This is a genomic window from Streptomyces niveus, assembly GCF_001723055.1.
Lineage (GTDB): Bacteria > Actinomycetota > Actinomycetes > Streptomycetales > Streptomycetaceae > Streptomyces > Streptomyces niveus.
Genome location: NZ_MDCR01000054.1, coordinates 118,058 through 124,568 on the forward strand (window position 1 = coordinate 118,058; position 6,511 = coordinate 124,568).

Consider the following 6,511-nt stretch of genomic DNA (forward strand, 5'->3'; position numbering starts at 1 on the left):
TCAGCTCACCAGTCCGGTCATGACGCCTACGGGCAGGGAGATGAAGCCGACGGTCAGCACGAGCGCGAGGCCGTTGGCCATGATCTTCAGTACCCGGTCACGGGTGGCGCTGCCCATGCCGAGGGTCTGTGCGGCGCTCCAGAAGCCGTGCCGGACGTGCAGTCCGACGGCGAGCATCGCGGTGATGTAGATGACGTTGCCGTACCAGGTCGAGAAGGTCGCGACGACGTTCTCGTACGGCTTGCCGGGCTCGGCGTTCTCGTTGACGGTGAGCGTCGTGAGGTCGAGCAGGTGCCAGACGATGAACAGCACCAGGATGATGCCGCCCCAGCGCATGGTGCGGGTGGCGTAGCTGGCGCGGCGGCGCTTGTGCACGTAAGCGGTGGGGCGGGCGGCGATGTCGCGGCGGCTGAGCTGGTAGGCGCAGACGCCGTGCAGGACGACGGCGGCGAGGAGCACCACGCGCACGATCCACAGGGCCCATTCCTGGTGCAGGACGGGCGCGCCCATGGTGCGCAGCCAGTGGCCGTACTCGTTGAACTCGCCGGGGCCGAAGAAGATCTTGAGGTTGCCCAGCAGATGCGCGACGAGATAGCCGAGCAGGATCAGGCCGCTGACGGCCATGACGGCCTTCTTGCCGACCGTGGATCCCCAGAGGGTGCCGAGCATCGAGGGCCGTCTGCCGGGGCGCCCGCCGCCCGGCACGCCCGCTTTCCGGTCCGCCCGCTTGTCCGTACGTGTTGCCAGAGCCATGACACGCACGCTAGAGGCGGGCATACCGAGAGGTCCAAGACATGGTTCGGCTCATGTCCATAGGCTGTTCCTATCGTGGGGTTACGCTGGGCCCATGCAGTTCCAGCAGCTCGTCTATTTCGTCGCCGTCGCGGAGACCCTGCACTTCACCCGGGCCGCCGAGCGGGTCCATGTCTCGCAGCCCTCGCTCTCGCAGCAGATCCGGGCCCTGGAGAAGGAGCTGGGCGCCGAGCTGTTCGGCCGGGCGCGGGGCAATGTCGCGCTCACCGACGCGGGCGAGGCCCTGCTGCCGACGGCCCGGCGGATCCTCGCGGACGCGGAGACCGCGCGCCACGAGGTGCAGGAGCTGGTCCAGCTGCGGCGCGGCCGGGTGCGGCTGGGGGCGCCGCCGAGCCTGTGCACCGGTCTGCTGCCCGAGGTCCTGCGGGCCTTCCACGACCAGCACCCGGGCATCGAGCTGCTGATCGAGGAGAGCGGGTCACACGATCTCGTACGCGAACTGGCCCGCGGCGCCCTGGACTTCGCCCTCGTCGTGCTCCCGCTGCCGACGCCGTCCCCTGCCCTGACGACGGTCGAGCTGCTGCACGAGGACCTGGTGGTGGTCTCGTCGGCGGCGGCGCCGGGGCCGCGCCGGCCGGTGCGGATCTCCGACCTCCGGCACGAGCAGCTGGTCATGTTCCGGCACGGCTACGACCTGCGGGAGCTGACCGTCGCCGCCTGCCGGGCCGAGGGGTTCGAGCCGGTGTTCACCGTCGAGGGCGGCGAGATGGACGCCGTACTGGGGTTCGTACGGGCCGGTCTCGGGGTGGCGGTGGTGCCCAGCATGGTCGCGGAGCAGGCGGGGCGCGATCTGCGGGTGACACCGCTGGCGCCGCCGGGGCTGCGCCGTACGATCGCGCTCGCCCACCGCAGCGACGTCGCGCCCCCGCGCGCCGCGCGCGAACTCCAGCGGGTGCTGTTCAGCACGCGCGCGCCGAGCCGTACGGACCGCGCGGGCGGCGGGCGTACGGCCGGGGGGGTCGGGATACGCGCGTAGCTGAGCGGGCGCCGCCGGTGTGCTCCACCGGGCGCCCGCCCGCGACGGCGTCAGACCGCGTCGGCCATGGACAGGGTGTGCAGCATCTCCGGCGGCCCCGGACGCGCGTAGTACCAGCCCTGGGCCGTGTCGCAGCCCAGTCTTCGCAGGTGCTCCGCCTGCGCCCCGGTCTCCACGCCCTCCACCGTCACGCCCAGTTCCAGGCCGTGCGCCAGGGAGACGATCCCCTCGACGATCTTGAGATCGACGGGGTCGGCCGGGTGCTGTTGCATGCCCTGGGTGAAGGAACGGTCCAGCTTGAGCACGCTGACCGGCAGCCTGCGCAGATTCGCGAGATTCGAGTAGCCGGTGCCGAAGTCGTCGAGCGCGATGTCGACGCCCATCTCGGCGAGCTGCCGCAGCGGCTTGAGCAGATCCTCGTCCGCGCCGATCAGCGCGGACTCGGTGACCTCCAGACAGAGCGAGCCCGGCGGGAGGCCGATCCGCTCCAGCACCTCCACCGTGTCTGCGACGAGGCCGGGGTGGTGCAGCTGGGCGGGCGAGAGGTTGACGTTGATCCGCACCGGGCCCGCGAAGGTGCCGGCCGCCAGCTCCTCCTGCCAGGCCCGCGCCTGGAGTACGGACTGTTCCAGCACCCAGCGCCCGAGCGGCACGATCAGCCCGGTGTGCTCGGCGAGCGGGATGAACCGGTCGGGGCCGAGCACGCCGTGCGTCGGGTGGCTCCAGCGCACCAGCGCCTCGGCACCGTGCACCGTGCCGTCGGCGAGATGCACCAGCGGCTGGTACTCGATGAAGAACTCGCCGCGCTCCAGGGCCGTCGGCAGTGACGTGGTGAGCCCGTGCCGGGTGATGGCGCGGGCGTCGGCCTCGGCGTCGGCGTGCTCGAACCGGTTGCCGCCCGCCGACTTGGCCCGGTACATCGTGATGTCGGCGCTGCGCAGGACCTCGGCGGCGGTGGACTCGCCCGCCTTGCCCTCCACGATGCCGATGCTGCCCCGGACGGTGAACTCGCGGCCGTCCAGGCTGATGGGGGTGGCCAGCGCGCCCAGTATGCGGGCCGCCAGCTCGCCGACCTCGCGCTGGGTGTCGGGTCCGGTGGTCAGCGCCACGAACTCGTCGCCGCCGAGCCGGGCGACCATCTCGCCGGGGGCCGTGGCGCAGCTCTGGAGCCGGTCCGCGACCTCGACCAGCATCCGGTCGCCCGCGGAGTGGCCGAGGCTGTCGTTGATCGCCTTGAAGCCGTCGAGATCGAGATAGCAGAGGCCGAAGCGGGCGGCGGGCCGGGGCGCGGACGCGGGCGCGGGCCCTACTTCCTTCGTACCGCTGTTCGCCTCGTCCCTCGCGCCGTCCTTGGCGGCGTCCTTCGGCGTCTCCCTGGCGGGGGCGAGCGCCTTCTCCAGACGTTCGAAGAACAGCGTCCGGTTGGGCAGTCCGGTGAGGGCGTCGTGGGTCGCCTCGTAGCGCAGTCGCAGGGTGAGCAGCCGCCGCTCGGTGGTGTCCTCGAGCAGCGCCAGTTGGTACTGCGGCACCCCGTCGACGTCGCGCAGCAGCGAGACCGTCAGATTGGTCCACAGGACCGTGCCGTCGTTGCGGAAGAACGGCTTCTCCGTACGGAAGTTGTCCCGCTCGCCCCGTATCAACTCCTTGTACATCCGCCACACCTGCGGCGCGTCGTCGGGATGCACCCACTCGCTGACGTTCCTGCTGCGGACATGGTGCTCCAGGCCGCCGAACATCCGCGTGAGGGTGTCGTTGACCTCCAGCACCCGGCCGTCGAGGTCGGCGATGCCGATACCGATCGCCGCGCCCTCGAACACCGCGCGGAACCGGGCCTCCGTGGCGTGCAGCGCGTCCTCGGCGGCGCCGCGGGCCGCGAGCGCCGAGCGCGCGATGGCCTCCTGCTCGGCGAGGGTGCGTTCGCGCAGCGCCTGGGCGAATCCGGCGGCGAACGTGGCCTGGAGCCGGGCGCAGCGCGCCCGCAGCTCGTCGGCGGCCAGCTCACCGGCCGGATCGGCCGCTTCGCCGCAGTACAGCACCAGATACGCGTCGACGACCCCGAGCGAGCGGGCGAGCGCGTCCGGGTCCGTGCAGTGCGCGCCCACCAGCGCCGCCCCGACGCCGTGCGCGGGCGTCGCGTCGAAGATCCTGTCGTGCAGCGCGTCCCTCAACGAACGTGCCAGGGGCAGCAGATGCTGCTCGAACTCCGGCCGGGTCAGCGACGTGGCCGTCGCGGGGAAGATCGCGCGGCTCCAGATCGTCACGAACCGCCTGAGCCGGTCCTCCAGACCGTCGGGCTCCGCCTCGGCGTCCGGGACCTCCGCGGGCACCATCACGCCTTGCGCCCCACGCCGGCGAAGCCCGACAAGGCGTACGGGTCCTCCTCACCGGCCGGGCACTCGGGCCGCCACCTGCCCATGGGCACGAGTCCGGGCTCGACGAGGTCGGAGCCGTCGAAGAACCCGGCGATCTCCTCCTCGGTCCGCATGACGAGCGGGTTGCGGATGTCTTTGTAGACGCCGACCGTCCCTGCGACCCGTTCCTGGGGCAGCGGGATGCCCGCGTACGCGGCGTGGCACACGGCGACGAGACTGCCCGGGGCGAGGGCGTCGGTCAACTCGGCCACGGCGGCGAAGGGTTTGTCGGCGTCCTCGACGAAGTGCAGGACGGAGACCAGCAGCAGGCATACGGGCAGGTCCAGGTCGATCGTGTCCCGGACCTCGGGGCTGTCGAGGATCTGCCGGGGACTCCGGAGGTCGGCGGCGACGACGGTGGCGTTCTCGTTGCCTTCGAGCACCGCCCGGCTGTGCGCGACGGCGACCGGGTCGTGGTCGACGTACACGACCTTGGCGTCCGGATCGGCGGCGTGGGCGACCTCGTGGACGTTGCCGAACGTCGGAATGCCGGAGCCGATGTCGAGGAACTGTGTCACGCCCTCGGCAATGGCGAAGCGGACCGCGCGGCGCATGAACGCCCGGTTCGCCTGCATGATCTTGGGAAGTCCCGGCGTGAACTCCATTGCCTTACGGGCCGCTTCCCTGTCCACTTCGAAGTTGTGCGAACCGCCCAGATAGTAGTCGTAAATGCGGGAAACGCTCGGCACCGATATGTCGATGCCCTGCGGGACCCAGGCGGGACGCTCCATCGAGTTCTCCAACAAGTCGCCACGGGGTAACGGCCTTCTGCATGGCCGGTGTTCGAGCCGAGGCTACTGATCGCCCGCCAAGAGAGCGAGCTGAAACGGAAATTAGCGGTCCGTTCTCGGTCACACCCGGACCTGCCACACAAGCGGTCCGCCGTCACGCACGGGGCGTGACGGCGGACCGGTCGGCCGGAGGCGCGACGTGGGGACTACTTGGGCGCTCCGACCAGCTTGGAGTCGGGAGCGACGGCGTACCAGGTACCGCCGACGCCCTGACCATTGGTGTCACCGGGCTTGGCATCGCCCGCGAAGGTGTAGATCGGCCAGCAGTCGATGGTCTGCTGCTTGATTCCGTCCGGCCGGTCGAACGTCACGAAGCCCTTCTTGATGATGCCCTCGGTGTCGTTCTTGTCGACGGGGGCGACTACCGGCCACTTCTCCAGGCAGGCTCCGGTGCACGCGGTCTTCATCGGCCAGGCGGTGTCCTTCTTGAACCGATATACCGTCATACCCTTGGAGTCCACCACGATTTCACCGAGCTTGGGATCCTTTCGCACGGACAGTCCGGCGAGATCGGCCTCGGTGCCGCCGGCCTCTTCGGCCCCCGCCGCCCCGAGTGCCGCCTTTTTCCCGTCGGGTGCGGAGGCGAACCAAGTGCCGCCCACACCCTGCCCGTTGGCGTCTCCGGGGTTGGTGTCCTTGGCGTAGCGGTACATCGGCCAGCCGCCGAGGGTCAGTTGCTTGGCGCCGTCGTCGCGGGTGACCTCGCCGATCTTCGAGGCGTCGGTGCCCGCGGCGGCCTTGACGTCACCGGCGGCGACGATCGGCCACGCCTTCTCGCACTCGCCGGAACAGGTCGACTTGGGGGGTTCGGCGGTGTCGTTGTCGAAGCGGTAGAGCGTGAAGCCCTCGCTGTCCGTGATGACCTTTCCGAGCTTCTTGCTGTCCCACACGGCCAGTTGACCGGCCGTCTTGGGTTCGGCCGCCGACTCGTCGCCGTAGCCGGTGTCGGATCCGTAGCCGCCGTCGGCGGGTGCGGCGGCGCCGACCGCCTGACCGTTGGGGCTCTCGCCCTTGTCCTGACCGCACGCCGTCGTCAGGGCCAGTACGGCCACCGCGGTCACCGCGAGCGAGGCGTTCCGCCAGGTGTTCATGTCAACTCCCGTATTTCGTAAGCCAGTTGAGGCGCCAGGGCCGCGCCGTTCATGGCCCTAAGTACGCGCGGCGGGGTGAGGAGCGTTCAACGCTCTTCAAAGAATCTTCGAAGAGAAAAAGAAACGTGGAATGCCCCGATTCCCCCCGATCAGGGGAATCCGGCGCCATTTCGGCGCGGCGCAGGCCGAGTTGATTCAAGCTGCCGCCGTGTACCGATCACTTGCCCTGCGGACCCTGGCCGTCACCGGCCTCGTCTGCATACTCAGCACGCCCGTGCCGGCCGCCGCCGATGTCTGTGTCTCGGCGTGGACAGGGCCGGGCGGTACGGGCGCGGTCGTGATCATCGGGGACGGGCCCTGCTGGCCCGAGCCGCCGCCGTCACCGCCTCCGCCGTCCGAACCCCCGCCGGAGCCTCCGCCGCCCTCTCC

General features: G+C 70.6%; 5 protein-coding genes and 1 pseudogene. 2 read left to right on the forward strand and 4 right to left on the reverse strand.

Features of this window, described 5'->3' with window-relative positions:
• The gene (locus BHU15_RS08190; protein WP_401921783.1) at positions 1 to 753 is read right to left on the reverse strand and encodes a succinate dehydrogenase cytochrome b subunit; all 753 of its coding nucleotides are present in this window, start codon (positions 751 to 753) and stop codon (positions 1 to 3) included.
• 94 nt (positions 754 to 847) lie between these two features.
• On the opposite strand from BHU15_RS08190, the gene BHU15_RS08195 reads away from it, so the two are divergent.
• Complete coding sequence (locus BHU15_RS08195) at positions 848 to 1,789, forward strand: LysR family transcriptional regulator (RefSeq protein ID WP_069626557.1); 942 nt, start codon at positions 848 to 850, stop codon at positions 1,787 to 1,789.
• A 50-nt stretch (positions 1,790 to 1,839) separates the two neighbouring features.
• Here BHU15_RS08195 and BHU15_RS08200 read toward each other — a convergent pair whose 3' ends face one another.
• The 3 genes from BHU15_RS08200 to BHU15_RS08210 form a co-directional block, all read right to left on the reverse strand.
• Complete coding sequence (locus tag BHU15_RS08200; protein WP_171908337.1) at positions 1,840 to 4,119, reverse strand: putative bifunctional diguanylate cyclase/phosphodiesterase; 2,280 nt, start codon at positions 4,117 to 4,119, stop codon at positions 1,840 to 1,842.
• Positions 4,119 to 4,931: an SAM-dependent methyltransferase gene (locus BHU15_RS08205; protein ID WP_069626559.1), complete on the reverse strand. Its 813-nt coding sequence runs from the start codon at positions 4,929 to 4,931 to the stop codon at positions 4,119 to 4,121. Before BHU15_RS08205 ends, BHU15_RS08200 begins: the two co-directional genes overlap by 1 nt.
• A gap of 206 nt (positions 4,932 to 5,137) precedes the next feature.
• Entirely contained in the window at positions 5,138 to 6,082 is a 945-nt protein-coding gene (locus BHU15_RS08210) for an SCO0930 family lipoprotein (protein WP_069626560.1), read from the reverse strand.
• Between the two features lie 208 nt (positions 6,083 to 6,290).
• Between BHU15_RS08210 and BHU15_RS40830 the strand changes: the two are divergent.
• A pseudogene (locus BHU15_RS40830) lies at positions 6,291 to 6,511 on the forward strand (hypothetical protein); the annotation flags it as partial.

Coding starts and splice junctions, on each gene's coding strand:
- BHU15_RS08190 (WP_401921783.1), bottom strand. CDS start 753: ATGGCTCTGGCAACACGTACGGACAAGCGGGCGGACCGGAAAGCGGGC.
- BHU15_RS08195 (WP_069626557.1), top strand. CDS start 848: ATGCAGTTCCAGCAGCTCGTCTATTTCGTCGCCGTCGCGGAGACCCTG.
- BHU15_RS08200 (WP_171908337.1), bottom strand. CDS start 4,119: ATGGTGCCCGCGGAGGTCCCGGACGCCGAGGCGGAGCCCGACGGTCTG.
- BHU15_RS08205 (WP_069626559.1), bottom strand. CDS start 4,931: ATGGAGCGTCCCGCCTGGGTCCCGCAGGGCATCGACATATCGGTGCCG.
- BHU15_RS08210 (WP_069626560.1), bottom strand. CDS start 6,082: ATGAACACCTGGCGGAACGCCTCGCTCGCGGTGACCGCGGTGGCCGTA.